Origin of the sequence: Stenotrophomonas sp. LMG 10879 (genome assembly GCF_002750935.1) — a bacterium.
Lineage (GTDB): Bacteria > Pseudomonadota > Gammaproteobacteria > Xanthomonadales > Xanthomonadaceae > Stenotrophomonas > Stenotrophomonas lactitubi_B.
Window position 1 is genome coordinate 139976 of the sequence record NZ_PEJT01000001.1, and the last position, 23953, is coordinate 163928.

At 66.0% G+C, this 23953-nt stretch carries 16 protein-coding genes; 5 read left to right on the forward strand and 11 right to left on the reverse strand.

What is annotated here, in order from left to right; translation table 11 throughout:
• Positions 1–123 precede the first annotated feature (123 nt).
• Positions 124–2877 carry an aconitate hydratase AcnA gene (gene acnA, locus CR919_RS00570; protein ID WP_099818367.1) on the reverse strand — a complete coding sequence of 918 codons (2754 nt, stop codon included), beginning with the start codon at positions 2875–2877 and terminating at the stop codon, positions 124–126.
• 272 nt (positions 2878–3149) lie between these two features.
• Between acnA and CR919_RS00575 the strand changes: the two genes are divergently transcribed.
• From CR919_RS00575 to acnB, 5 genes are all read left to right on the forward strand, one after another.
• Positions 3150–5240 carry a DUF4034 domain-containing protein gene (locus CR919_RS00575; RefSeq protein ID WP_099818368.1) on the forward strand — a complete coding sequence of 697 codons (2091 nt, stop codon included), beginning with the start codon at positions 3150–3152 and terminating at the stop codon, positions 5238–5240.
• On the forward strand, positions 5230–7155 hold the full coding sequence (locus tag CR919_RS00580) for a M48 family metallopeptidase (protein ID WP_133119573.1): 1926 nt from the start codon (positions 5230–5232) through the stop codon (positions 7153–7155). Before CR919_RS00575 ends, CR919_RS00580 begins: the two co-directional genes overlap by 11 nt.
• A 391-nt stretch (positions 7156–7546) precedes the next feature.
• Positions 7547–7771, forward strand: coding sequence for an AbrB/MazE/SpoVT family DNA-binding domain-containing protein (locus CR919_RS00585; protein WP_008268694.1), 225 nt, complete (start codon positions 7547–7549; stop codon positions 7769–7771).
• Between the two features lie 6 nt (positions 7772–7777).
• Complete coding sequence (locus CR919_RS00590) at positions 7778–8176, forward strand: type II toxin-antitoxin system VapC family toxin (protein WP_008267153.1); 399 nt, start codon at positions 7778–7780, stop codon at positions 8174–8176.
• A gap of 41 nt (positions 8177–8217) precedes the next feature.
• Entirely contained in the window at positions 8218–10809 is a 2592-nt protein-coding gene (gene acnB / locus CR919_RS00595; protein ID WP_099818370.1) for a bifunctional aconitate hydratase 2/2-methylisocitrate dehydratase, read from the forward strand.
• A gap of 162 nt (positions 10810–10971) precedes the next feature.
• On the opposite strand, the gene CR919_RS00600 is transcribed toward acnB, so the two are convergent.
• From CR919_RS00600 to CR919_RS00645, 10 genes are all read right to left on the reverse strand, one after another.
• The gene (locus CR919_RS00600) at positions 10972–11952 is read right to left on the reverse strand and encodes a hypothetical protein (protein WP_099818371.1); all 981 of its coding nucleotides are present in this window, start codon (positions 11950–11952) and stop codon (positions 10972–10974) included.
• Between the two features lie 44 nt (positions 11953–11996).
• Entirely contained in the window at positions 11997–13580 is a 1584-nt protein-coding gene (locus tag CR919_RS00605; protein WP_099818372.1) for a hypothetical protein, read from the reverse strand.
• Between the two features lie 92 nt (positions 13581–13672).
• A complete protein-coding gene (locus CR919_RS00610; RefSeq protein WP_099818373.1) occupies positions 13673–14746 on the reverse strand; it encodes a chemotaxis response regulator protein-glutamate methylesterase in 1074 nt (357 codons plus the stop codon).
• Positions 14743–15339 (reverse strand): chemoreceptor glutamine deamidase CheD, encoded by a 597-nt coding sequence (gene cheD, locus CR919_RS00615; RefSeq protein WP_025878962.1) that lies wholly within the window; start codon positions 15337–15339, stop codon positions 14743–14745. Before cheD ends, CR919_RS00610 begins: the two co-directional genes overlap by 4 nt.
• Positions 15336–16205, reverse strand: a complete 870-nt coding sequence (locus tag CR919_RS00620) for a CheR family methyltransferase (protein WP_099818374.1) — start codon at positions 16203–16205, stop codon at positions 15336–15338. The genes cheD and CR919_RS00620 overlap by 4 nt, the downstream gene beginning before the upstream one ends.
• Before the next feature lie 32 nt (positions 16206–16237).
• Positions 16238–18502, reverse strand: a complete 2265-nt coding sequence (locus CR919_RS00625) for a methyl-accepting chemotaxis protein (RefSeq protein ID WP_099818375.1) — start codon at positions 18500–18502, stop codon at positions 16238–16240.
• 827 nt (positions 18503–19329) lie between these two features.
• Positions 19330–21699 carry a methyl-accepting chemotaxis protein gene (locus tag CR919_RS00630; RefSeq protein ID WP_099818376.1) on the reverse strand — a complete coding sequence of 790 codons (2370 nt, stop codon included), beginning with the start codon at positions 21697–21699 and terminating at the stop codon, positions 19330–19332.
• A 98-nt stretch (positions 21700–21797) separates the two neighbouring features.
• Positions 21798–22181 (reverse strand): hypothetical protein, encoded by a 384-nt coding sequence (locus CR919_RS00635; protein WP_025878966.1) that lies wholly within the window; start codon positions 22179–22181, stop codon positions 21798–21800.
• 137 nt (positions 22182–22318) lie between these two features.
• The gene (locus CR919_RS00640) at positions 22319–22810 is read right to left on the reverse strand and encodes a chemotaxis protein CheW (RefSeq protein WP_099818377.1); all 492 of its coding nucleotides are present in this window, start codon (positions 22808–22810) and stop codon (positions 22319–22321) included.
• A gap of 277 nt (positions 22811–23087) precedes the next feature.
• Positions 23088–23861, reverse strand: a complete 774-nt coding sequence (locus CR919_RS00645; RefSeq protein WP_099818378.1) for a flagellar brake protein — start codon at positions 23859–23861, stop codon at positions 23088–23090.
• Positions 23862–23953 lie beyond the last annotated feature (92 nt).

Consider the following 23953-nt stretch of genomic DNA (forward strand, 5'->3'; position numbering starts at 1 on the left):
CGGAAGCAAAAGGAAGGGCCGGATCTGCGAGGATCCGGCCCTTCTTCTTGTAGAGCCGAGCCCATGCTCGGCTGATGCTGTGGCGATGCAGCCGAGCGCGGGCTCGGCTCTACAGGTCAGGCGTTACTTGCTGGCGAGCTGGCGCAGCACGTACTGCAGCAGGCCACCGTGGCGGAAGTACTCCACTTCCTTCGGGGTCAGCAGCATCACCGACACTTCGAAGGTCTTTTTCGTGCCATCGGCCTTGGTCGCGGTGACCGTGGCGCGCTTGCTGGCACCATCCTGCAGGCCGGTGACATCGATCACTTCCGAACCGTCCAGGCCCAGCGACTGTGCGTTTTCACCGTTGCGGAACTGCAGCGGCAGTACGCCCATGCCGACCAGGTTGGAGCGGTGGATGCGTTCGAAGCTTTCGGCGATGACCGCCTTCACACCCAGCAGCAGGGTGCCCTTGGCGGCCCAGTCGCGCGAGGAACCGGTGCCGTATTCCTTGCCGGCCAGCACCACCAGCGGCACCTTGTCGGCCTTGTACTTCATCGCCGCATCGTAGATTGCCAGCTTTTCCGGCTGGCCGCCGTTGGCCGGGTAGTACAGGGTGTTGCCGCCTTCTTCGCCACCGAACATCAGGTTCTTGATGCGGATGTTGGCGAAGGTGCCGCGGACCATCACGTCATCGTTGCCGCGGCGGCTGCCGTAGCTGTTGAAGTCGGCCGGCTGCACGCCGCGCTCCTGCAGGAAGCGGCCTGCCGGCGAATCCTTCTTGATGTTGCCGGCCGGGGAGATGTGGTCGGTGGTGATCGAATCGCCGAACAGGCCCATCACCCGCGCGCCGTGCACGTCGTCGATGGTGCCGACCTGCATGGTCATGCCGTCGAAGTAGGGCGGGTTCTTGATGTAGGTGGAGGCATCGCTCCATTCGTAGAGATCACCGTCCGGCGAGGCGATGGTGTTCCAGCGGGTGTCGCCCTTGAACACGTCGGCATAGTTCTGCTTGAACATCTCCGGGCCGACGGTAGCGGCGATGACGTCGCCGATTTCCTTGTTGCTCGGCCAGATGTCGCGCAGGTATACCGGCTGGCCATCGCTGCCGGTGCCCAGCGGTTCGCTGGTCAGGTCAATGTCGGTGGTGCCGGCGATCGCGTAGGCCACCACCAGCGGCGGGCTGGCCAGGTAGTTCATCTTCACTTCGGGGTGCACGCGGCCCTCGAAGTTGCGGTTGCCCGACAGCACCGAGGTCACCACCAGGTCGCCACTGGCGATGCCGGCACTGACTTCGGTCGGCAGCGGGCCGGAATTGCCGATGCAGGTGGTGCAGCCATAGCCGACCACGTAGAAGCCGATCTTCTCCAGCTCGGTGAGAACGCCGGCCTTTTCCAGGTAGTCGGTGACCACGCGCGAGCCTGGGCCAAGCGAGGTCTTGACCCACGGCTTGCGGTCCAGGCCCCTGGCGGCCGCGTTGCGGGCCAGCAGGCCGGCGCCGATCATCACCGCCGGGTTAGAGGTGTTGGTGCAGGAGGTGATGGCGGCGATGACCACCGCGCCATCCTTCAGCCGTACCTTCCTGCCGTCCATCTCGATGTCGGCGTAGCCCTTGGCCAACTGCTCGTTGCCCACTGCGGCGCCGCCGCCTTCATTGACGAAGGTGGAGACATCCTCGCTGCGCTTGTCACGGTTGGCGGTCATGCCGACCAGGGCGTCGCGGTAGTTCTTCTGCACGTCTTCCAGCAGCACGCGGTCCTGCGGGCGCTTGGGGCCGGCCAGCGAGGGCTTGACCGTGCCCATGTCCAGTTCCAGCGTGGTGCTGTACTGCGCATGCGGGCTGTTGGCGTCGTGCCACAGGCCCTGCGCCTTGGCATAGGCTTCGACCAGGGCGATCTGCTCTTCGCTGCGGCCGGACAGGCGCAGGTAGGTCAGCGATTCGTTGTCGATCGGGAAGATGCCGCAGGTGGCGCCGTATTCCGGGGCCATGTTGCCGATGGTGGCGCGGTCGGCCAGCGGCAGGTGCTGCAGGCCGTCGCCGTAGAACTCGACGAACTTGCCGACCACGCCGAGCTTGCGCAGCATCTGGGTGACGGTCAGCACCAGGTCGGTGGCGGTGGCGCCTTCGGGCAGCTTGCCGGTCAGCTTGAAGCCGACCACCTGCGGAATCAGCATCGACGAGGGCTGGCCAAGCATGGCCGCCTCTGCCTCGATGCCGCCCACGCCCCAGCCGAGCACGCCGATGCCGTTGATCATCGTGGTGTGGCTGTCGGTGCCGAACACGGTATCGGGGTAGGCGATGGCCTTGCCGTCCTTGTCCGCGGTCATCACCACGCGAGCCAGGTTTTCCAGGTTGACCTGGTGGACGATGCCGGTGTTGGGCGGCACCACCTTGAAGTTGTCGAAGGCCTTCTGGCCCCAGCGCAGGAAGCCGTAGCGTTCCTGGTTGCGCTGGAATTCGATCTTGCCGTTGAGGTCCAGTGCGTCGGGCTTGCCGAACACGTCCACCTGCACCGAGTGGTCGATGACCAGTTCGGAGGGGATCAGCGGATTGATCTGTTCCGGGCGACCGCCGAGCTTGACCACCGCATCGCGCATCGCGGCCAGGTCAACCACGCAGGGCACGCCGGTGAAGTCCTGCAGCACCACGCGTGCGGGCATGAAGGCGATTTCGGTGTCGGGCTCGGCGCTGGGCTGCCAGCGGGCGACGGCCTCGATGTGATCCTTGCCGACGGTGACGCCGCCATCCTCGTGCCGGAGCAGATTCTCCAGCAGGATCTTCATCGAGTAGGGCAGGTGGGAGATGTCGAAGCGCTGGCCCAGCGTGGGCAGGCTGAAGTAGTCGTAGGTCTTGCCGCCGACGTCCAGCTGGCTGCGGGTGGAGAACGAATCGCTCATGCGGGGAAACTCCTTCTTGCGGATGGCTTGCACTGGCCCACCGCGGCGGGCCTGCTTGCGTGTGACGGTGGCGTTGCGGCCGCCCGATCCCCGCCAGTATGGCCGAGCGGAGAGGGGCCGGAACGCCCTTGGCGCAGGACGCAAGGTTACAGGGCTGTATGTAGTGCCGATGTCACGGTTCTTCGTGCCCCTGCCGATTTTGCAACTTTCTTCATGGCGGCTGCTGGCGAGGCCAACCAGAGTGAACGGTTGATCCCAGCAAGTTCCAGCCAATGACCCATGAACGCCTGACCGCCCCCCACGAACGCCCGGAGGTCGCTGATGCCGTCAGCGCCCGTAACACTGCCCGGGAGCTGCTTCTGGCCGGTCAGGGGCAGGCCCTGGACGCCCTGTTTGCCAGTCGTGACGACCTGGAGGAGCCGCGGACCGGGCTGGGCTCAGCGCAATGGCTGATGCAGCAGCTGATCGCGCCGTGGGTTGAACAGATCCGGTTGATGGAGCTGTTGCGGGAGTGGGGTGCACGGTGCCCGCAGAGCTACCATGCCTGGCTGGTGCTGGGTGCTGCCTGGGCGCAGGCCGCCGCACGCATCCGTTCAGCACGGTGCGCGAACCAGGTGGGCCGCAGTCAGTGGATCGGCGCCGGCCTGGCCAGAGACCACGCAGTAGCCTGCTTCCTGCAGGCGCTGAGCTGTGACCCGCGCGGGCGACAGGCATGGCATCGACTGTTGAGGGTCACGTGCTATCTCGGTGAGCCGCAATGGCTGCTGGATCAGCAGGTTGGCAAAGTGCCGGATGCGTACCCGGACACTGATGGCCATGATGAGCTGACCTGGCAGGCAGGATTGGCGCATGTGGCGTCCCTCGGCGGGGCTCTGCAGCAGATGCCCTGCCTGCCGGAGTGCCTTGCACCACGGCTGCCGCACGAGTTCGAGGACGGCAAGATCTACTGGCTGCGGCAGGCATTGGCAGTCAGCCCCAACGACCTGGACCCTCTGGGTGACTATCTGTATTTCCTCTATCCACGCTGGGGAGGAAGCCACGAGCAGATGCAGGGTTTCATCGACGGTCCGATCTGCAAGGGGCTGACCGAGGCGCAGCGCAATGATCTGCGCGAGCTGAAGGAGAATGACTGGATCGGGATGATCGATGACAGTGAAGACCCGGAGGACATCGCGCAGGTAAGGGAAAGCCTTGATGCCCTGCTGGCTGCAGACTTGCTGCCGGATACCCGTGCACGTGCGTTGAGGGCCTATACCCGGCACCTTGCCTATCAGGCACGGACGGAGGTGGGCGGCGAAGTTTGCTGGAACAAGGCTGAAATGCAGCGCGTGTACGCGATGTTGGTGGAGATGTTCGAGCTGATGCCTTACGCATTCGCCGAGCGGAGTCTGTATACGCTGGAGCAGTGCGTCGCCCATGTTGGAATTGATGACAGCGCTGGTCTGATGCGCCGTTGCCTGGAGCTTGAAGAGCTTCTGCATAACGATGCGTGTGCGCTGTTGTGGCTGGACGTCGCCCGCCAGTGCGATGCCTTTGGTCTTGCTGGCGATGCGCCCTTGGCGGCTGGCTGCAGGGAAGCCCGCTTCGACCTGGCGCTGCGTATGGCCGAGGCTCAAGGCACGGATGTGGGCCAGCACGCATTCAATCTGTATGACGGCATCGATTCGGATGCCGGGATCGCATTGTTCGAGCGACTTGTCGCACGTTGTCACGCGGGCGCCATGCTGGTGTACTCCGGCGAGCTATCGCCAGATGCACCGCCCGCCAAGCGCGGTCGTGCGGTCCCGGACGCGGCCCGGAGCGCGGCGCTGCTCGAAACCGCCGCGGCCGCCGATCACCCGGTTGCCCTGTGCAACTGGGGGCTCAGGCGTGCAAAAGCCTTCTATAGCGATGGTTGTCCCCAAGCGCGCGCCGACGCGCTGCGTTGCTATCGGCGTGTCAACGAGGTCACGCTGCCGCACGATCGGGCTTGGCCGTACGCAATGCAGACCCTGGTGCGGATGCTTTGGGAAGGAACCACGGATGAGCAGCATGAGGCAGTCCATACCGTCCTGGTTCGTATCTGGCTTCAGGATGACACTGAGCTGGAGGCATGGGCGTCCAGATTCTTCGCCGACGCATTCCTTGCGGGCATCGGTGTCGTCACCAACCGCTGGCTGGCAAGCGTCTGGCTGGAGCGCGCCAGCGAGCGTGAGCCGGACGATCCGGACCTTGCAGACCTGCAGGATCGCCTGCAGATGAAGGGCCACTGGCTGGGCGGCCTTCGTTGGCGCCGCGCCATCGAACGTGATCGGAAGCAGGCTGACCCCGTGGCCTACGCGCTGACGTTCGGTGAGGCGCCACCCGACTCAGATGCAGGCTGACGCGACATCGGCCGCGTGGTCGGCCCGCCGGGTTCGTGAGGCTGCGGGCGGGGTGCTGGCGGGCATTGGAGGCGTGGTTCTGTTGGCCCTGCCGCTGGCAGTGATCGCGACAGCTCCGCTGATCGCTGTACTGACACTAGCCTGGGCCGGGCATGCCAGCCTGCCGTGGTTGCACGTCCTGCTGGTTCCCATGCCGGTGCTTGCGCTGCTTCATCTGTGCGCCGTCACTCGTATGCTGGCCGGGTATCGGGCGACACCTGCCGATGTGGCACCGTGGCCGGCCGTGCGAAGGAACGAGGCCCCTGCGTTGTTCGCGGTGTTGGATGCCGTAGCAGCAGCGAGGAGGCTGGCGCCCATCGATCAGATCTGGATCCACGATGAGTGCAATGCCTCGATAACGATCGAGCGTCGCTGGCGTCCGGGGACCACGCCGGTGCTGCGGGTGACACTGGGCTTTCCATTGATGGCGATGCTCTCACCCGAGCAGCTGCGGGCGGTCATCGCACACGAGCTGGGGCACGTCGAGGGAGCGCGTGCTGTATTGCACACGCTGCTGGTCAGATTGCTGGCACTGACATCGCGTAGGGCGCCGGACGGTGCAGGTACGCGGTACGCAAGATCAATGTGGAGTCTGGTGGCGTGGGTCGGCCGACTGTGCGGTCCACTGGCCGAGCGCCGATGGCGTCGCCTCTCGTACAGCTGTGAGTACCGCGCCGACCTTGCGGCGGCGCAGTGCTGCGGAAGCGCGCAGGTTGCGCAGACGCTCGCGATGATCGGATTGGCAAGGCATACGCTGTCAACGCACTGGTGGCCTTTGTTCTTCCCCGTGGACACGCTGCCTGACGCGCCGGAAGGAAAACCCTTTGCAGGGTTGCTGGATGGGGCGCTGCACTGGCCCGGCCCGAGTGAACAGCGCTACTGGCTCGACGAAGCCGTGCTGTGCGGTGTTGCACCTTTGGAGGCGCATCCACGGTTGAGTGACCGGATTCGCATGTTGCTGGGCAATGGCACACCGGTGCTGGATCCGGTGGGTGAGGGGCGATCGGCGCTCTCGGTGCTGGTGCCGATGCTGACGTCCACGTTGCTGGCGGATGCGCTGGATCGCCGGTGGCCTGCCGATGCTGCTGACGCGTGGCGGCGGCATGTGCAGCGGTGCGAGTGCCTACGCCGGGATCGTGACCAGCTGCTCTGTCGCCGGAGTACCCAGGCACTGCCTGCACGCGCGCTGGAACGGCTGGGCTGGCTGCAGCGGGAGCTGGCGGAGGCGGATTGGCAGCAGATCCTGAACGATGCGGTGGTCTCCGGCGAACAGGATCTCACGCTTGCGCATTCAATGCTGATCGGCGACGCCATTGACAGCGGAGATGGTGCAAAGGCGTTGGAGATGCTTGACCGCTGTGCGGGCCAGTCGATCGACATGGATCGACATTGCCGCCGGTTGCGATTGCGACTTCTGCACCGGGCAGGGACAGACGCCTCCACCCTGGCGGCTCTGCGGCGTGACGTGGCTGCCGACGCACTCGCGGCGCATGTCGAGGCCGAGGAATGGGACTGGCTGGATCCGCTCAGTGTCTTTGAACCATTTGAGATGCCTGATTACGTACGCGAAGACATGGGGCGCGCATTGCGGCGCGTACGGGCGATCGCGAGATCGGTAAGCCTGTTGCAGCAACGATCGCGGTGGCGGAGCGATCGCCACAGGCTGGTGGTCGTGGTGGTGCCTGACGCAGGGCCGAAGGAAACCATTCTTGATCGGCTGCGCGTCAGTGACAGCCACCAGCGGCTGCGTTGCATTCAACTGCTTGACGCTGTGCAGCTTCCTGAAGGGCTGGCATGGATGGGCACGGTAGAAATGCCAGATAGCGGGCTCGCGGCGCGAATAGTGCGCGGCAAGGCATTTGCCCAGCGGATCTGATGCTGGCAGGGCAGGCGGGCTTTGCCAGTGCGCTTCGGTTTGCGGGCGGTCCCGGCCACGGCTTGCCGCGCGTTTGACTACCGGCTGGCGGGTTCCTGGCGGACCAGATATTTTCCCGTTCAGGAAAGATGGGCTCACGTAGCACGACGAAAACAGCGCCATGGGTGGCCGTTGGCGGCGGCTACCCGTGGGCGCTAGCAAACTGATACCTGAACGACTATCGCCGGGTGACATTCGCGGAAATCTGCCGGCGGACCTGCAGCCGCAGCGGGCAGGGAAGGGGCGAGCGTATCAGGTTCACTGCCTGCCTGCGGTCGGTGTTGCAGGGACGCAGCTGGCGGTATGGCCCTTTCGGTATGTATAATTCATGCATACCGAAGAGGGCGTACCGATGGAAGCCACTGTTGCAGAACGCGGACAGATCACCCTGCCCAAGGCGGTGCGTGATGCCCTCGGCCTGACCAAGGGCACGCTGCTGAAGGTCGAGCTGGACGGCAGCCGCATCATCCTGCGCAAGAGTGTTGACGATGCCATTTCACGGGCACGCGGCAAGTTCGCGCTGGACGGCTTCGAATCGTCCGACGCAGCCGTGCGTTCGGTGCGCGACGAGGACTGATCGGTGATGATCGCCGTCGATTCGCCGGTACTGGTCGAGCTGCTCAGCAATGGTCCGCAGGCCGATGCCGTGGAGGCCATCCTCCGGCAGAGCCTGGTCGGTGGCCGCGTGGTGGTCTGCGGCGCGACCCTGGCCGAAGTCTGCGCATCACTGCGCGGCGGCGCCGAGGTGCTCGAAGCGCTGGAAGAAATGGGCGTGCACTTCAACCCGATGGAAGCCAAGTCGGCGTTGCGCGCCGGCGAGATGCACCGCCGTCACCGCCAGCGCAGCGGCAGCCGCCGCAGCCTGGACGAATTCATGGTCGGCGCCCACGCACTGCTGCAGTGCGACGGCCTGATCACCTGGAACGACACGTTTTATCGCGACTACTTCAAGGGCCTGAAGCTGATCGTGCCGCAAGCCTGAGCCCACTTTTTATTCACCTCACGCATTACCCGGGAGTTGTCATGTTGGAAGCCTACCGCCACCACGTCGCCGAGCGCGCTGCGCTTGGCATCCCGCCCCTGCCGCTGACCGCGCAGCAGACGGCCGATGTCATCGAACTGCTGAAGAACCCGCCGCAGGGCGAGGCCGAGTTCCTGCTCGACCTGCTGACCCACCGCGTGCCGGCCGGCGTCGATGACGCTGCCAAGGTCAAGGCCTCGTACCTGGCCGCGATCGCACTGGGCAGCGAGCAGAACCCGCTGATCAGCCGCGAGCGCGCCACCGAACTGCTGGGCACCATGCTGGGCGGTTACAACGTCGCGCCGCTGGTGCAGCTGCTGGACGATGCCAGCGTCGGCGCCATCGCTGCCGACGCGCTGAAGAAGACCCTGCTGGTGTTCGACGCCTTCCACGACGTGCAGGAAAAGGCCAAGGCCGGCAACGCCAACGCCCAGTCCGTGCTGCAGAGCTGGGCCGATGCCGAGTGGTTCACCAGCAACCCGGAAGTGCCGCAGAGCCTGACCGTCACCGTGTTCAAGGTGCCGGGTGAGACCAACACCGACGACCTGTCGCCGGCACCGGACGCGACCACCCGCCCTGACATTCCGATGCACGCCCTGGCGATGCTGAAGAACAAGCGCGACGATGCGCCGTTCACCCCGGAAGAAGACGGCAAGCGCGGCCCGATCCAGCAGATCCTCGACCTGAAGGACAAGGGCCACCTGGTCGCCTATGTCGGCGACGTCGTCGGTACCGGTTCCTCGCGCAAGTCGGCCACCAACAGCGTGCTGTGGTGGACCGGCGATGACATTCCGTTCATCCCGAACAAGCGCGCCGGTGGCGTCTGCCTGGGTTCGAAGATCGCCCCGATCTTCTACAACACCATGGAAGATGCTGGCGCGCTGCCGATCGAGCTGGACGTGTCGAAGATGGAGCACGGCGATGTGGTCGAGCTGCGTCCGTACGAAGGCAAGGCGCTGAAGAACGGCGAAGTGATCGCCGAGTTCCAGGTCAAGTCCGACGTGCTGTTCGACGAAGTGCGTGCCGGTGGCCGCATTCCGCTGATCATCGGCCGTGGCCTGACCGGCAAGGCGCGCGAAGCGCTGGGCCTGGCCCCGACCGACCTGTTCCGCCTGCCGGTACAGCCGGCCGACACCGGCAAGGGCTTCTCGCTGGCACAGAAGATGGTCGGCCGCGCCTGTGGCCTGGCTGAAGGGCAGGGCATGCGCCCGGGCACCTACTGCGAACCGAAGATGACCTCGGTGGGCTCGCAGGACACCACCGGCCCGATGACCCGCGACGAGCTGAAGGACCTGGCCTGCCTGGGCTTCTCGGCCGACCTGGTGATGCAGTCGTTCTGCCACACCGCGGCCTACCCGAAGCCGGTGGACGTCAAGACCCACCACACCCTGCCAGAGTTCATCTCCACCCGTGGCGGCATCTCGCTGCGTCCGGGCGACGGCGTGATCCACAGCTGGCTCAACCGCATGCTGCTGCCGGATACCGTCGGCACCGGCGGCGACTCGCACACCCGTTTCCCGGTAGGCATTTCGTTCCCGGCCGGTTCGGGCCTGGTCGCCTTCGCCGCTGCCACCGGCGTCATGCCGCTGGACATGCCGGAATCGGTGCTGGTGCGCTTCAAGGGCAAGATGCAGCCGGGCGTGACCCTGCGTGACCTGGTCAACGCGATCCCGCTGTACGCCATCAAGTCGGGCCTGCTGACCGTGGCCAAGGCTGGCAAGAAGAACATCTTCTCCGGCCGCATCCTGGAAATCGAAGGCCTGCCGGAACTGAAGGTCGAACAGGCGTTCGAACTGTCCGATGCCTCGGCCGAGCGTTCGGCGGCCGGTTGCTCGGTGCGCCTGAACAAGGAACCGATCATCGAGTACCTGACCAGCAACATCACCCTGCTGAAGTGGATGATTGCCGAGGGTTACCAGGATCCGCGTTCGCTGCAGCGTCGCATCGAGAAGATGGAAGCGTGGCTGGCCAACCCGGAGCTGCTGGAGCCGGATGCCGACGCCGAGTACGCCGCCGTCATCGAGATCGACCTGGCCGACATCCACGAGCCGATCGTGGCCTGCCCGAACGACCCGGACGACGTGAAGACCCTGTCCGAAGTCGCGGGTGCGAAGATCGACGAAGTGTTCATCGGTTCGTGCATGACCAACATCGGTCACTTCCGCGCGGCTGCCAAGCTGCTGGAAGGCAAGCGCGACCTGCCGACCCGCCTGTGGGTGGCCCCGCCGACCAAGATGGATGCGTCCGAGCTGACCAAGGAAGGCGTGTACGGCACCTTCGGCGCCACCGGCGCACGCATGGAAATGCCGGGCTGCTCGCTGTGCATGGGCAACCAGGCACAGATCCGCGAAGGCTCCACCGCGATGTCGACCTCGACCCGCAACTTCCCGAACCGTCTGGGCCGCAACACCAACGTGTACCTGGGTTCGGCCGAACTGGCCGCGATCTGCTCGCGTCTGGGCCGCATTCCGACCAAGGAAGAGTACATGGCCGATGTGGGCGTGATCGCCGCCAGCGGCGCGGAGATCTACCGCTACATGAACTTCGACCAGATCGAGGAATACCAGGACGTGGCCAACACGGTCGCTGCCTGAGGGTAGTGCCGGCCGCTGGCCGGCATCCAGCTGAAACGAAGAGCCCCCGGTGAACGCCGGGGGTTTTTTGTTGTGCGGATGATGCCTGGTAGTGCCGGCCGTTTGCCGGCACACGCGCGAGGTCAAGAGCGTTGCCGGCCAGCGGCCGGCACTACCGGGGCGTCAAGCCTGGGTGACGGCGGCCGCTTCCTCGGTCACGGCTGGCGCGTCCGTAGGCAGCTCCGGTTCCGCGGCCGTTTCCGGCAGCACACCGTGGTCGGGGAACAGGCGCGGCAGTTCGGCGACGAAGCGGACCATGCAGGCTTCGGCGAATTCACGCGATGCGGCTTTCGCCTTGGCGTAGTTGTCGGCCTGCCATTCCTGCAGCGGGGCAACCCGCGCTTCGTCCTGGCAGTGCACGCCCTGGCCGCCACTGGCGCTGCGGAACAGCTTGCGCACCAGCGGGAAGCCGATGGTTACATCGTGGCGCAGCTCGTAGGGTGTCTCTGCGTCGCTGAGCTTCTGGTACACCAGCGACCACTGACCGGCGCTGGCCTCCACGGTACGCTCGTCGCTGGGAATGGCGCCGGGATGCGCTGCGAAATAGAGCGCCAGCTGCTCACGGATCATGCCCGGCAACGCGCCGTAGGCCGGGCTGGGCACGGATTGAATGTCGTCGCCACGCACGTTGTTCTTGCTGAAGCTGTTGCTGGTGCCGATGTCACCCACGCCAGTGACGAACGCCAGAGCGGACAGCCCGACCTTGGCCGCGGTGACGGCAGCAGTGTCGGCGCGCATTACCAGGCGCAGGACAGGGTCGCCCACGCGATTGCCGTTGGGCCCAAGCCCCAGGCCGGAGGTGACCTTCACCCGTTGCAGGCTGCTGAGATCGGTGGCGGGCGCCGGAGCCGCTGCAACATTCCCGGCGGCGGGGGCGGCCACGGTTGCCGCTGCTTCATCAACGGATCCAGCAGCCGTGGACGCAGCGTCCGATGCCTCTGGCGCCGGTGCGGCATTCGCCGCCGGATCGGGCGTTGCCTCGGTCGCGGCTACGGCGGCGGCGACAGGTGTGGGTGCGGGCGCTTCGTCGATGGCGTGGGCCGACGGAGCCAGCAGCAGGCAGGCCGCGATCGCGGCGGTGAGGCAGGTTGGGCGTAATGCCACGGTGGTACTCCTTGGGGAAAAATGATGGAGGCGCGCGCTGCGACTCACTGCGCCACGAATTCCTTGATCGGGAACGCCTTGCAGTGGCTCACCGCAGTGGCGATGTCGAGCGGAGCATCGGCGGCGGCATTGCGGCGCTGGTTCACTGACGCCGCTTCCTCCCACAGGCTGGGCAACACCTGCGGTGCATCCAGCACGCGTTGGCGAACGGCATCGTGCAGGACGCTGCTGTAGTCCGTGGCCGGTACCACCACGCACAGGCGCGTGCCGGGATTGCCGCTGGCCTGTTGCAGCATCTGCTGCAGTGCCTCGCTGCTGCCCGCATCGTCGCTCAGCTGCTTCGGCGCGCTGCCTTGGTTGGCATCCTGGATCTGCAGCTGGCCGGGGTTGAACAGCAGCACCTGCATGTCCTGGCGCGGCTCGATGCGGACCGGCGCGCGGGTGCCCTCACAGATGGTCGGGGTCGCCCGTGCCTGCTGCGGGGTCATGCTGCCGTCGGCATGCACCTGGCGGATATGCAGCCGACAGATCTTGTCGGCCACTTCAAATTCCACCTCGTAATCCTGGCCGGGTCTGGCCACGAACTGGCCCGACAGCTTGCCGTCGCAGTACAGGCGACTGCTTGCGTCGAAATGTGCCTCGAAGATCAGCGGCTTGCCACCGGGGACTTCGTATTCCTGGTAGCTCAGCATGGAGAACCGCTCGTTCTCCTTGCTGCGCAGGGTTTCCGTGACGGGGATGCCGCGCACGCCCTTGTCGCCGGCGTTGTTGTACTTGACGTCGATCCTGTCGCGGTAGTCTTCGCGGCAGGCGGCATCGGTGTACAGGGTGGTGGTCCGCCCCAAGGCGGCGTAGACGCGCACGCGTGCCGGTGGCACGACGCCGTCAGCGTAGGCGCTGACATCTTCAGCGGCCAACGGGCGCGGGTACATCGCGGGGATTCTCTTGACCAGCTTTTCGATGCATTTCATCGTGATCATCTGCGCGGCCGCCTTGAGCCGCGCGTAATCATTGGCTTGCCATGCGTCCAGAGTCGCCCGGTTGTCGCTGTCATTGCAGCTGATGATTTCCGCCAGCGTGCCGTCGGCACGGCGCTGCTGGATGGTGCTGGAGTGATTGAGGCGGTAGAGGGGATCCTTCCGCGTATTGCCCTGGTGCACCAGGGCCCATCTGTCCGCACTGAAGCGCAGGGTGCTGGCTTGGTTGGGCACGGCATCGGGGACGTGCCTGAAGTAGCCGCCCACCAGTGCCTTGGCCACCGACGGCATGAGGGTGATGGCGGGGCTGGCCTGGCTCTCGACGATGCTGCCGGGCAGGGTGTTGCGCCGGAAGTAGTCCGGCTCATTGCCGCTGAAGAGCAGTGCCAGTCCCTTCGGGGTGAGCGCCTCGCTGTCATCGGGGGTAACGATGCGCAGTGCTACATCCGGTGCGTGGACACGCTGCGATCCGGTATCCGGACCGCTCTGGATCTGGACCCGCTCGGTCCACGGTGCAACACCGTCCGTGACGGCGGCAGCGGCAGGGGTGGCCTGCGGCGATGGCGGCAGCCCGTCAGCGGCAGCCGTCAGTGGGACCAGCAGGGCGGTCGCCAGCAGGGATGATTGAATGCGGAAGGTACGCTGGGCCATCGTCAAGCTCCTTGAAAAGCAAAACAGCCACGCCGACCCTTCCGGGGCCGGCGTCTGGAAGACAGGGTGAGGCGGTGCAATGCGGTGGACGGTCAGCCGCGGGCCAGCGCCAGCAATCGTTCCGTAATGCGCTCCAACGGCACCTGTTCCTCGGCCGCGCCGAGCTTGAACGCGGCACCGGGCATGCCCCAGACCACGCTGGTGGCCTCGTCCTGCACCAGCGTCGGCGCACCGGCCTGGCGCATTTCCAGCAGGCCGCGTGCGCCGTCATCGCCCATGCCGGTGAGGATGGCGCCGATGGCATTGCCGCCGGCGGCCTGCGCCACCGAGCGGAACAGCACGTCGACGGCCGGCTTGTGCCGGTTCACCGCCGGGCCGTCGTCGACCCGGCAGCGCCAGCGCGCACCGTCGCGGATGATCCGCAGGTGCTTGCCGCCGGGTGGCAGGTACGCGTGGCCGGGCAGCACCGCTTCACCATCGCTGGCTTCGCGTACCGCCATCGCCGAATGGCGGTCCAGGCGCTCGGCGAAGGCGGTGCTGAAACTGGCGGGCAGGTGCTGGGTCATTACCACTGCGGGACCGTCGGCGGGCATGCCTTCCAGCACCACGCGCAATGCTTCGGTACCGCCGGCCGAGGAGCCGATGGCGATCAGGCGGTCAGTGGTACGGAACTGCGTTGCTGCCGGACGCATGGCCGGGGCGGCGTCCAACGTGAGTTTCGGTGTGGCAACGCGCACCAGCGGGCGCACCCGTGAGCGCGCGGCCATCTTCACCTTGGCGATGATTTCATCGGCATAGGCCTGCAGGCCACGGGCTACATCAAGCTTGGGCTTGGAAACGAAGTCCACCGCGCCCAGACCCAGCGCCTGCAGGGTGGTATCGGCACCGCGCTCGGTCAGCGACGAGATCATCACCACCGGCAACGGGTGCAGGCGCATCAGGTTTTCCAGGAACGCCAGGCCATCCATGCGTGGCATTTCCACGTCCAGGGTGATCACGTCCGGGGCCAGGCGCTTGATCTTCTCGCGGGCCAGCAGCGGGTCGGCAGCGGTGCCGACCACGTCGATGGCCGGATCGCTGGACAGGATTTCGGTGAGCATCTGCCGCACGACGGCGGAATCGTCGACGATCAGGACCCGGCAGGGGGCGTTGCCGGTCAGGGTCATTCGAACAGCTCCACGCCACCGGTGACCGGGGCCTTCGACAGGCGTGCGCGCACGGCCGATTCGGTCGCGGCCACTTCGGCTTCGTGGGCGTGCGGCAGGCGCTGCACGACGACGCGGCCGGTATCGGCGAAGAACCAGATCTTGCGCGGGTGGATGCCGCACAGGTCCTCGGCGAGGATCGGGATATGCTCGGCCTGCAGGTACTGGCGCACGAATTCGGCGTTGCGCGTGCCTACCGGATTGCTGGTGAAGCCCTTCAGCACGTTGGCACCACCGAATACCTTCGCCTCGATGCGCTTGCGATGTGCGCCACGCTTGAGCATGTCGTTGATCAGCAGTTCCATCGCGTAGCTGCCATAGCGTGCGGGCGCGCCGTCGCCGGCGTTGCCCTCGGGCAGCAGGAAGTGGTTCATGCCGCCGATCTTCAGTACCGGGTCGCGCAGGCACGCCGCCACGCATGAACCCAGCGTCGTGGTCAGCGCGGTGGTGTCATCCACCACCAGGTACTGGGTCGGCAGCAGCTTGGCGGCGATGGTCTTGAAGCGTGCGTCCTGGTAGCGCATCACATCATCGGTGCGCAGCGAAGCATTCATGCGCTGGCTCCCTGCGCGCGCCGGTACAGGGTACGGCCGCAGGGCTGGATCAGATCGGCGGCGTGCAGGTAGTTCTCCGAGTGGCCGGTGTAGAGCAGGCCGTCGTCGGCCAGGTGATTGACCAGGCGGCCGAGAATCGCGCGCTGGGTCGGCTTGTCGAAGTAGATCATCACGTTGCGGCAGAACAGCGCATCGAACGGGCCGCCGACGTCGTAGCGCGGCGCCAGCAGGTTCAACGGGCGGAACTCGATCAGCTCGCGCAGCGCCGGCAACACGCGGCACTGGCCTTCGTTGGGGCCGCTGCCGCGCTGGAAGTAGCGGCGACGCAGGTCCGGATCGAGGCCGGCGACACGGTCGATGTTGTAGACGCCGCGCCCGGCGGTGGCCAGCACCTGGGTATCGACGTCGGTGGCGACAATGCGCACCGGCGGCTTCAGGGTGCCGAACGCTTCGCAGGCGGTGATCGCCATCGAGTAGGGCTCTTCACCGGTGGAGGCGGCGCACGACCACAGCAGCAGCGGGCCGCGCCCGTTGCGCTGCTGCAGTTCCTCGCGCAGCTTGTCGAAATGGTGCGGCTCGCGGAAGAACGCGGTGAGATTGGTGGTCAGCGCATTGGTGAATGCCTGCCACTCGTCACCATCGCCCTGTTCCAGGTGATCCAGGTACTGCTGGAAGCTGCGCATGCCCAGCGTGCGCAGGCGGCGCGACAGGCGTCCGTACACCATGTCGCGCTTGGCCGGGGCGAGGGCAATGCCCACGCGCTGGTAGATCAGGTCGCAGACGCGGCGGAAATCACGGTCGGCGAACTCGAATTCGCGCGTACCGCTGACGATGGGGGTAGGGCTCTGCACGGGTGACGTGTCCATCGGCGGGGCGGCGGCCGCAGCCGCCGCGAGGATCAGAATTCCTGCCAGTCGCCGTCGTTGGAAACGACGGTGCTGGAGTGGGTACGGCGGATCGGTGCGGGTGTCGACGGCGGCCGCGACGGTGCAGCACTGGCGGCCTTCGGTGCGACCTTCGCGGTCACCGCCTTCACTGCGACGGCGACCTGGTTGTCGAGACGGAAGATCGCGACGGCGTCGGCCAGCTGCGCGGCCTGCTCTTCCATCGCACGTGCGGCGGCGGTGGCTTCTTCCACCAGCGCGGCGTTCTGCTGGGTGGTTTCATCCATCTGCACTACGGTCTGGTTGACCTGTTCGATGCCGGCCGACTGTTCCTGCGAGGCGGCGGAGATCTCGGCCATGATGTCGGTCACGCGCTGCACCGAGGCGACGATCTCGCCCATGGTGCTGCCGGCCTGGTGGACCAGGCTGGAGCCTTCGGCGACCTTGCCGACCGAATCATCGATCAGGCCCTTGATCTCCTTGGCGGCGGCGGCCGAGCGCTGGGCGAGGGTACGCACCTCGCTGGCGACCACGGCGAAACCACGGCCCTGTTCGCCGGCACGGGCCGCTTCGACTGCGGCATTCAGCGCCAGGATATTGGTCTGGAAGGCGATGCCATCGATGACCGAGATGATCTCGGCGATCTTCTTCGAGGACGCTTCGATGGCCGACATGGTGGTGACCACCTGACCCACCACGCTGCCGCCCTGCGAGGCCACGCCATGCGCACCGATGGCGAGCTGGTTGGCCTGGCGTGCGTGCTCGGCGTTCTGGCGCACGGTGGAGGTCAGTTCCTCCATCGAAGCGGCGGTTTCTTCCAGGTTGGCCGCCTGCTGTTCGGTGCGGCGCGACAGGTCGCTGTTGCCCGAGGCGATCTCGCCGGCCGACAGGGTGATGCTGGAGGCGCTGAGCTGGATCTGGCCAACGATCTGGGTCAGCTGGCTGACCGTGGCGTTGGCATCGTCACGCATGCGCGCGAACACGCCCTGGTAGTCACCATGCATGCGTGCGGTCAGGTCGCCGTCGGCGATGGACGACAGCAGCTGTGAGAGCTTGCCGAGGTTGTCATCACTGACCGCCATCATGGCGTTGAGGTTTTCCAGCATGGTGCGGAAATCGTGATCGAAGCGCTGTGCGTCGCCGCGCTGGCTGAAGTCGCCGGCGGCTGCGGCACTGGCCAGCTGCTTGATCTCGGCATTGATGCGGCCGAGGTTGGCCTTGACCGTGTCGACGGTGGTGGTCATCGCCGCCTTTTCGCCCGGGTAGCGGGCGATGTCGCCGCTGAGGTCGCCGACGGCGTACTGCTGCACGACGTGCAGTACATCGTGCAGGGTCTGCACGTGGCTGCCGACCAGGACGTTGGTTTCCTGCACCATCAGCCCGTATTCGCCGGGGAAGGCGCTGGCGTCGATACGGTAGCTGAGCTCACCTTCATCGTGACGGCGCGCCATCTCGCGCTGGCCACTGATGACTGCGTGCAGCTGCTGCTGCATGCGTGACATCGCTTCGAGCAGGCGACCGGGTTCGTCATGCGGCTGCGGGCCGATGTGGCTGTCCAGCTTGCCGCCAGCGATGCCCTCTGCGACGGCGGTAGCCTGCTTCAATGGGCGCGCGATGCGGTTGCCGATGACCCAGCTCAGGGCCAGCACGATCAGCACCAGCACGCCGCCGGCCAGGGTCATGATGGCGGTGAAGACCAGTGCCTGCTGCTGCACGTCATCCATGTAGACGCCGCTGCTGACCACCCAGTTCCAGGGCTTGAACAGGCCGGCATAGGCGACCTTTTCGACCTCGCCCTTTTCGCCGGGCTTGGCCCAGCGATAGGCGACGAAGCCGCCGCCGGCCTTGGCCGCTTCGATCTGGTCGTAGTAGATGCGGATGCCATCGCCGGTACGGAAATCCTTCATGTCCTTGCCCACCAGATCCTTGCGGAACGGGTGCATGAGCACGTGATAGCCGGTGTCGTAGATGTTGTAGTAATAGGTATCGTTGTGCGCGCGCATGACTTCCAGCGCCTGCAGCGCGGCGGCCTTGGCGGCTTCTTCGCTGAGTTCACCGGTTCCGGCCAGGCGGTGGTAGTGGTCGAGGATGCCGTAGCTCAGTTCGACCTGGGTCTTCAGCGAAGACTTGCGGGTATCGGTGAGGTCCAGGTACTGCATGCGGGCAGCGATCACCGACAGCGCGATCACGCCCAGCGCGATCAGCAGCGTGAGCAGGTTGAGCTTGCGCCGGACGGAGAGATTGCTGAAGTAGTGTTGCCAGCGATGCAGGAGATTCATCGAGCAGTACCCGGGTCGTGGTGGGTGGAGGCGCCGGTGCTGGTCGGGAGCAGCGGTGACATGACCGTTATCGGCCGCGGGGGCGGGGGATTGAGGCGGGCTGTTCGAACGTATTCAGGTTTCCTTGCAGCGGCGTCTGCGGCGCTGCCTGCGGCAGGCTCTGAAGCAACAGCAACAGCAACAGCAACAGCAACAGCAACAGCAACGGCGGTTGGTCGGCTCTGCGATGTTTAGAGGGAGCCGTGCGGGGATGGGCTGGCGGGACACGCCGTAAACCCGTCCCTGGGGGCTCGATGGCGCCATCCATGGCGCCAACGGTCCCGCCAGCCCATCCCCGCACGACTCATCAGGCATTCCAATGTCGGACGGCAAGAGCGTTGGGTTTCCAGGTGGAAAGAGGGGTCAGATCCGTTTTCCTGCGGAAAACGGATCTGACCCCGGAAACGGTGCGGCTGGTGCTCTTGCTCTTCCTTCTTCAATCCGGGGTGGATCGCGCACGGAAACCGTCCGTGGCCGGGAGGGTTGGCTGCGCAGGGGCGTAAGCGCCATGGGCCCGAGGCATGCCTCGGGCGGGTTGGGCAGGACGCCCAACCCCGGTCTTGCCGTGTGCGCAGGACAGCGCACACGAGCAAGGCGCGCCCGAGCCTACAGGGACGTATTCACGGCGTCCCCTGCGCAGCCCATCCTCCCGGCCAACCCTCAGCAGCCTAGGGCTTCGAGCGACCACCACGAGGGGCTTCGCCGTTGGCTGGATAATCAGATACTCCGGAAACAAAAACGCCCCAGCGCAGGGCCGGGGCGTATTCGTGGGTCAGGTCAGGCAGGAATCAGAACTCCTGCCAGTCTCCATCGGCCAGTTCGGTCACTGCCGGGCGAGCGCCGCTGACGCGTCGGGCCGGCGGTGCCATCGGTGCCGGGGCAGCCGGGGCAGCAGCACGCGGTGCCGGCGTGCGCGCGGCGACCACGACTTCGGCTTCGTCGACCACGAAGATCGATACCGCCTCGCTCAGATGACCCGCCTGTTCTTCCATCGCACGTGCGGCAGCAGTGGCTTCTTCCACCAGCGCGGCGTTCTGCTGGGTGGTTTCGTCCATCTGCACCACGGTCTGGTTGACCTGCTCGATGCCAGCGCTCTGCTCCTGCGAGGCAGCGGAGATCTCGGACATGATGTCGGTCACGCGCTGCACCGAGGCGACGATCTCGCCCATGGTCGCGCCGGCCTTGTGCACCAGCGCCGAGCCGTCGTTGACCTTGCCGACCGAGTCGTCGATCAGGCCCTTGATCTCCTTGGCCGCTGCGGCCGAACGCTGGGCGAGGGTGCGCACTTCGCTGGCAACCACGGCGAAACCGCGGCCCTGTTCGCCGGCACGGGCGGCTTCGACTGCGGCGTTCAGCGCCAGGATGTTGGTCTGGAAGGCGATGCCGTCGATCACCGAGATGATCTCGGCGATCTTCTTCGACGAGGCCTGGATGGCCGACATGGTGGCGACCACCTGGCCGACCACTTCACCGCCCTGCGAAGCCACGCCGTGCGCACCGATGGCGAGCTGGTTGGCCTGGCGCGCGTGTTCGGCGTTCTGGCGCACGGTGGAGGTCAGTTCCTCCATCGAGGCGGCGGTCTCTTCCAGGTTGGCCGCCTGCTGCTCGGTACGGCGCGACAGGTCGCTGTTGCCCGAGGCGATTTCACCGGCGGCCGAGCTGATTGCGCGGCTGGACTGCTTGATGCGGGTGACGATCTCGCTCAGCTGTGCGGCGGTGGCGTTGGCATCGTCACGCATGCGGGCGAACACGCCCTGGTAGTCGCCATGCATGCGCACGGTCAGGTCACCCTGCGACAGTGCGGCCAGCAGGCCAGAGATCTGTTCGATGCTGCCCGAGTTGGCGTCCAGCAGGCCGTTGATCTGCTGGGCCAGCTGCAGGAAGAAGCCTTCCTTGTCGTTGGCATCGATGCGGCCGGACAGGTCGCCGGCAGCAGCCTGGGCGATCACCCGTGCGACTTCTGCCTCGACCTGTGCTTCCTGGGTGCGGTCGCGCCATTCCACCACGTAGCCGACGGTGTCGCCGTCTTCGTTGCGGATGGTCGACACGACCTGGGCGAACTGCGCATCGCCGTACTGCATCGGGCGGCGGGCAACGCCATGCTGCTTGAGGTTGGCCAGCAGGGTGTTGTCCATCTCGCCACGGTGCTCGAGCACGGTGACCGGCTTGCCGACCAGCGAGGCGTGTGCGTCGAAGTCCGGCAGGTCGCGGCGCAGCTCGTCCTGGTACTGGGCCAGGGTCTGCTGCAGGGCGCGGTTGCTGTAGACGATGGTGTTGCTGGGATCGGTCAGGTAGACACCGGTCGAGCTGTAATCCAGCGCGGTGCGGATACGCAGGTTCTCGCGGGCGATCGCCTGGTCGGTTTCGGTGCGCTCGCGCAGGTCGCGCTGCATGCGCTGCATGGCCTGCATCAGTTCGCCCACTTCGTCCTGGCGGCTGACATCGATGTGACCATCGAGCTTGCCACCGGCGACGTCGTTGGCCACCGAGACGGCGCCACGCACGCTGCCGACCAGGGCACGGGCGAACAGCCACACCAGCACCAGGCCGAGTGCGGCACCGCCGAGCAGGGCGATCACGGTCAGCACGGCCGAGGCGGAGTAGGTGGAGGCGGCTTCGTCGCGCGAGGCGCGGGCGAGGCGGTTGTCTTCGGCGATCAGCGCTTCCAGCGCGGCGCCCGCCTTGCGGTGCTTGGTGCGGGTCTCGCCGACGAAGGTGTCGATCGCATCGTCGGGCAGGTCCAGCTCCAGCATTTCGGTGACGCTGTCATAGGAAGCCAGCGCGTCCTTCCAGTCCTTGGCGAAGGTGTCGAACAGCTTTTTCTGCTGTGCGTTGTCGACCAGCTTCGGATAGTCCTTGATCGACCTGTCCATGCTGGTGCGCAGTTCGACGGCCTGCTTGCGGGCGTCGGCCTTGACGTCGTCGCTGGCGCGGATCAGCTGCTGGTAGGCGCTGTTGCGGTACTCACCGAGCATGCCGCGCATTTCGCCGGCCATGCGGATGCTTTCCATGCGTGAACCGGCCAGCTCGGTGGTCACGTTGTTCAGCGAATGCAGGCCACGGTAGGCGACGATGCCCTGCAGCAGCATCACCAGCAAGAGGACACCGAAGGTCAGCATGAGCTTCGGCATCAGTTTCAGGTTGTTGATCCACGGCATGGGCGTTGCGATCTCCTAAGGCAGACGCGGCCGGGCGCGGGGCCCGGTTGCAACAGCCACGCCGGCACGCTGGCCGGCGCGGTCTGACGGACAGCGGATTACTTGATGTTGGCCAGCTTCAGGCTGGACGGCGAGCTGACTTCGATTTCCGCACGCGAGGCATCGCGCTGGATCTTGCCGATCACGCACACGGTCTTGCCTTCCAAGGTTTCCAGCGGGAAGGAGAACTTGCCGCGGTTCTCGCCGGCGATGCGGGCCGAGAAGGTGTGGCGCGGGAAGGCGCCGCCCATGTACAGGAAGGTCGGCTGGCCTTCGGAACCTTCTGCGAAGCGGGCCTTTTCGACCTTGCCGCAGACCATGCCGTCCTTGCCGACGGCGCGCGGTGCCATCTCCGGCGGAATCATCTCGGCCGACTGCGCGAAGGCGGAGGAAGCGGTGGTGGCCAGGACGGCAGCCGAAACGAACGCAAGCAGGGACTTCATCGGGGTGATTCTCCGGGGATGGTGATGGTGGATCCGGCCTTGGCGCGTTCCTGCGCGACCGGCTTCTGTCCCCCTATCGGCGTGAATGGGGGGAACTGAAGGGCTGCGTAACAGAAACGTGAAGAAGGTCCGTTTGTTCAGGCGGCGGCGTCTTCGACGACGTGGGTCTGGCCCATGTCGGCGCTGTCCAGCAGGGTTTCGATATCCAGCAGGATCAACATGCGGTCGTCGTGGGTGCCGATGCCGGAGATGAAGCGGGTGTCGACGGCGGCGCCGAATTCCGGGGTCGGGCGGATCTGCTCGGCCGACAGCGGGATCACGTCGGAGACGCTGTCGACCACGATGCCGACCACGCGGTCTTCCACGTTGAGCACGATCATCACGGTGAAGGCGTCGTAGCGGGCGTCTTCCAGGCGCAGCTTCAGGCGCAGGTCGATCACCGGCACGATGGTGCCGCGCAGGTTGATGACACCCTTGATGTAGTCCGGGGCATCGGGGACGCGGGTGACGGCGTCGTAGCCACGGATTTCCTGCACCTTGAGGATGTCCACGCCGTAGTGCTCGGCACCGAGGGTGAAGCTGAGGAATTCGCCATCGGCGCCGGCGGCGGAGCTGTTCTTGTCGTTCATCGAGGGGTCCTGGTTCTGCCGGAAGTGCCGGTGTCAGGCTCGATATCGGCCCCGTAGTGGGGGACTTTAGAGATCCATCCACGCATGGCGTGGATCTACTAGGGCTGCATCCACGCATGGCGTGGATCTACTGGGGTTGCATCCACGCATGGCGTGGATCTACTGGGGTTGCATCCACGCATGGCGTGGATCTACTGGGGCATGCATCCACGCGTGGCGTGGATCTACCAGGGATGGTAGTGCTGGCCGCTGGCCGGCAGATCCGGTTGTGGATGTGTCAGAGCTCGCCGTTGCGGCGTGCCTTGCGCTGGCGGTCGATGCGGAAGATGTAGCGCTGGATGGCGCTGTCGCCGCCGCGGGGCAGGTCGTCGAAGCGCATGCCGACGCGCTTGACCTCGGTGCCGTTGGGCAGGCGTTGCGGCAGCAGGTTGCAGACCACCAGTGAGATCTGCAGGTCCGGGCCATCGGGCATCGACAACTGTGCCCGGTAACGCTGTTGCAGGCTGAAGACCGCGCAATCGACGGGCACGGTCACCGCCAGGCCGCCGCCACTGATGTCCACCACCCGCATCGACAGCGCTTCGGCCTGGGCCTCGCCCGGCGGCAGCAGCAGGTGCGGTGAATCGGTGATGGGGGTCTCCAGCCGGTACAGTTCACGCCGCTGCAGGTGCACCAGCTCATCGGGGAACGGTGCCCGGAAGGCGACATGGCCTTCGTTGTCCACGCGCTGCAGGTCGTGCAGGCGGAAACGCACCATCACCCGTTCCAGCTGGGCGAAGCAGAGCAGGTGGTCGGCCTGTTCGGCGGCGCGGTTGGAGGCTTCCTGCGGGCTGCCATCGAGCAGCAGGATGTCCTCGTCCTCGTCCAGTTCGAGCAGGGCGGTCGGGAAGGAGCGATCGCGGCCGTCGATATGGGCGTTGATCAGTGATCGCTGCTCGATCAAAGAACGCAGCAGCTGCCGCACCTGGCGGGGATTGCGGACCAGGAAGCGATCGTCGGCGGCGTCGGCCGCATGGACTTCGGGCGGTGCAGTGTCGTGGCCGTCGGACATGGAATCTGTGGTCAGGGGCGGGCGCCGACGCGTGTGGGCGCGTGGCTCGAAAGAAGTATCGGCTGCGTTGCGGATTTATGTAGCACCGCACG

Coding starts and splice junctions, on each gene's coding strand:
- acnA (WP_099818367.1), bottom strand. CDS start 2,877: ATGAGCGATTCGTTCTCCACCCGCAGCCAGCTGGACGTCGGCGGCAAG.
- CR919_RS00575 (WP_099818368.1), top strand. CDS start 3,150: ATGACCCATGAACGCCTGACCGCCCCCCACGAACGCCCGGAGGTCGCT.
- CR919_RS00580 (WP_133119573.1), top strand. CDS start 5,230: ATGCAGGCTGACGCGACATCGGCCGCGTGGTCGGCCCGCCGGGTTCGT.
- CR919_RS00585 (WP_008268694.1), top strand. CDS start 7,547: ATGGAAGCCACTGTTGCAGAACGCGGACAGATCACCCTGCCCAAGGCG.
- CR919_RS00590 (WP_008267153.1), top strand. CDS start 7,778: ATGATCGCCGTCGATTCGCCGGTACTGGTCGAGCTGCTCAGCAATGGT.
- acnB (WP_099818370.1), top strand. CDS start 8,218: ATGTTGGAAGCCTACCGCCACCACGTCGCCGAGCGCGCTGCGCTTGGC.
- CR919_RS00605 (WP_099818372.1), bottom strand. CDS start 13,580: ATGGCCCAGCGTACCTTCCGCATTCAATCATCCCTGCTGGCGACCGCC.
- CR919_RS00610 (WP_099818373.1), bottom strand. CDS start 14,746: ATGACCCTGACCGGCAACGCCCCCTGCCGGGTCCTGATCGTCGACGAT.
- cheD (WP_025878962.1), bottom strand. CDS start 15,339: ATGAATGCTTCGCTGCGCACCGATGATGTGATGCGCTACCAGGACGCA.
- CR919_RS00620 (WP_099818374.1), bottom strand. CDS start 16,205: ATGGACACGTCACCCGTGCAGAGCCCTACCCCCATCGTCAGCGGTACG.
- CR919_RS00625 (WP_099818375.1), bottom strand. CDS start 18,502: ATGAATCTCCTGCATCGCTGGCAACACTACTTCAGCAATCTCTCCGTC.
- CR919_RS00630 (WP_099818376.1), bottom strand. CDS start 21,699: ATGCCGTGGATCAACAACCTGAAACTGATGCCGAAGCTCATGCTGACC.
- CR919_RS00635 (WP_025878966.1), bottom strand. CDS start 22,181: ATGAAGTCCCTGCTTGCGTTCGTTTCGGCTGCCGTCCTGGCCACCACC.
- CR919_RS00640 (WP_099818377.1), bottom strand. CDS start 22,810: ATGAACGACAAGAACAGCTCCGCCGCCGGCGCCGATGGCGAATTCCTC.
- CR919_RS00645 (WP_099818378.1), bottom strand. CDS start 23,861: ATGTCCGACGGCCACGACACTGCACCGCCCGAAGTCCATGCGGCCGAC.